Annotated in this window: 3 protein-coding genes; all 3 read left to right on the forward strand. The window is 61.1% G+C overall.

The genetic code is table 11. The features are described 5' to 3' along the window. Nucleotides 1-81 precede the first annotated feature (81 nt). Genes tnpA through tnpC form a run of 3 tightly spaced genes read left to right on the forward strand, consistent with a single transcriptional unit; the run spans nt 82 to nt 2,452 of the window. Nucleotides 82-483, forward strand: a complete 402-nt coding sequence (tnpA, locus tag PQR53_RS38725) for an IS66-like element accessory protein TnpA (RefSeq protein ID WP_408465854.1) — start codon at nt 82-84, stop codon at nt 481-483. A gap of 8 nt (nt 484-491) precedes the next feature. Beyond that, complete coding sequence (tnpB, locus tag PQR53_RS38730; RefSeq protein WP_408341257.1) at nt 492-851, forward strand: IS66 family insertion sequence element accessory protein TnpB; 360 nt, start codon at nt 492-494, stop codon at nt 849-851. Nucleotides 852-880: 29 nt separating this feature from the next. Further along, complete coding sequence (tnpC, locus tag PQR53_RS38735) at nt 881-2,452, forward strand: IS66 family transposase (RefSeq protein ID WP_408465856.1); 1,572 nt, start codon at nt 881-883, stop codon at nt 2,450-2,452. Nucleotides 2,453-2,491: the final 39 nt, after the last annotated feature.

The following is a 2,491-nucleotide window of genomic DNA, read 5'->3' on the forward strand; positions in this document are numbered from 1 at the left end:
AAGCGTGTCGCCAGTACCGTGTAGCAATAGACGTTGAATTTGGCTACTTTGGTGCCCACCAAATAAATGGTGGACACCATCATGGATACGGCAACGCAAGCCAGGCGAATCAAACGCCCCAACTTCTCGGTGGAATTCAAGCGGCAGATCGTGGAAGCGACGCTCGCTCCAGAGGCGTCTGCCGCGTTCATCGCGCGTGAGCATGGCATCAATGCCAATCTGCTGTTCAAATGGCGCCGCCACTACCTGGCAGGCGACTACGGTCTGCCGGATGTTGCGGCTACTGCCTTCGCTGCGCATGAGGCTGCCGCCCTGAACTGGATGCCTGTGACGCTGGCGCCTCAGGCGGCGAATGCGCCGGGTTCCCTGCCATCCAGTTCGGATCGTGTGTATGAGATCGAGTGTGGTCAGGTGCGCTTGCGCCTGAGCGGTCATATTTCCACGGCAACCCTGATTGAGATAGTGCGAGGGCTGTCACGGTGAATGTACTCATGCTTCCGTCGGCGGTGGGCTTGCCAGGCGGCTGCCGCGTCTGGCTGGCCGCAGGCGTAACCGACATGCGTGCGGGTTTCAACAGTCTTGCCGCGAAGGTGCAGACCGTACTCGAACGCGACCCGTTCAGTGGTCATGTTTTCGTCTTCCGGGGGAAACGAGGTGATCTGCTCAAGGTGCTTTGGTGGAGCGGCGATGGGTTATGCCTGCTCATGAAGCGCCTTGAGAAGGGCCGCTTCGTCTGGCCCCAGGCCACAAGTGGCACGGTATGCCTGAGCCCCGCCCAGTTGTCGATGCTGCTCGAGGGCATCGACTGGCGCCAACCGACACGCACCGCGCGGCCCACTTCCGCGTTGTAAACGTCGGCGCCGACGCGTAAACTGTCGGCATGACTTCTGCGAACACCCTTCCAGACGACATCGAGACCCTGAAGGCCATGCTGCGCGAACGCGACGCGCAGCTCGAACGTATGCAGAACGTGGTCGATTCACAGAAGGCTGCAATCGCGACTGGCAAGGCCGAAATCGAGCACTTGAAGCTGCTCATTGCGAAGCTGCGCCGCATGCAGTTCGGACGCAAATCGGAGAAGCTGGACCATCAGATCGAGCAACTCGAACTGCGTCTGGAGGAGCTCGAAGCAGATGAAGGTGCCACGCCCGTCGAAATCTCCAGGGCACCGCGCACCGCACCGGAACAGGTGCAGCGTAAGCCGTTGCCGGAGCATCTGCCCAGAGAGATCCAGACACATCTGCCTGAGTCATACCAGACCTGTACCGAATGCGGTGCCCGGATGAAGCAACTGGGCGAGGACGTCTCCGAACAACTCGAATACGTACCGGCGAGCTTCCGCGTGATCCGCCATGTGCGCCCCAGGTTTGCCTGTTCGTGCTGCGAGCATATTGCGCAGGCCGCTGCCCCGAGTCGCCCCATCGAACGCGGTATGGCTGGCCCCGGCCTTCTGGCTCACGTCCTGGTCTCGAAGTTCGCGGATCACTTGCCGCTCTACCGGCAATCGGTCATGTATGCGCGCGAGGGCGTGGAGCTTGATCGCTCGCTGCTTGCGAAGTGGGTCGGCCACAGTGCTGCGCTACTGCAGCCACTGGTCAACGCGTTGCGCCTGCACGTTATGGCAGCAACCAAACTTCACGCTGACGATACCCCCGTGCCAGTGCTCGCGCCTGGTGCCGGCAAGACAAAGACCGGCCGTCTGTGGGTGTATGTGCGTGACGATCGGGCATCGGGCGACATGACGCCGCCGGCCGTGTGGTTCACTTATACGCCGGATCGCAAGGGCATCCATCCGCAGGAGCATCTTGAATCGTTTAGCGGCACGTTGCAGGCCGATGCGTACGGCGGCTACCAGGCCATCTACGAAACAGGACGTGTCGCCGAAGCGGCATGCTGGGCCCACGCGCGAAGACAGTTCTATGAACTCCACGCGGCGCGTCCAAATGCGCTGAATACCGAAGCACTCGAGCGCATTGGAGCTCTGTACAAGGTCGAAGAGAACATCCGTGGCAAACCACCCGATAAACGCCGCGCGTACCGGCAACAACACGCGCGGCAACTGCTCGATCAACTCCATGCGTGGCTCACCACCGCATTGGAGACGCTCTCGCGCAAGTCCGATACAAGTCGCGCGATTCTCTATGCCTTGAACCGATGGGATGCGCTTACACGCTATTGCGAGGACGGCTGCCTTGAGATCGACAACCTGCCGGTCGAACGCGCATTGCGCGGCGTGGCGATAGGCCGTCGGAACTATCTGTTTGCGGGGGCGGACTCGGGCGGCGAACGGGCCGCAGCGATCTACAGCCTGATCGGCACAGCCAAGCTCAACAACGTTGATCCCGAGGCATATCTGCGCTTCGTCCTCGCTCGCGTCGCCGATCATCCAATCAATCGTATCGGCGACCTCGCGCCGTGGGCCATTGCTGCTCAGCTTCCCGCGCGTACTTAACTCAAATCAGCGTCAAGACGGTATCGACGACACGCTTAC

The organism is Paraburkholderia fungorum, from assembly GCF_046027605.1.
Taxonomy (GTDB): Bacteria; Pseudomonadota; Gammaproteobacteria; order Burkholderiales; family Burkholderiaceae; genus Paraburkholderia; species Paraburkholderia fungorum_F.

Coding starts and splice junctions, on each gene's coding strand:
- tnpA (WP_408465854.1), top strand. CDS start 82: ATGGATACGGCAACGCAAGCCAGGCGAATCAAACGCCCCAACTTCTCG.
- tnpB (WP_408341257.1), top strand. CDS start 492: ATGCTTCCGTCGGCGGTGGGCTTGCCAGGCGGCTGCCGCGTCTGGCTG.
- tnpC (WP_408465856.1), top strand. CDS start 881: ATGACTTCTGCGAACACCCTTCCAGACGACATCGAGACCCTGAAGGCC.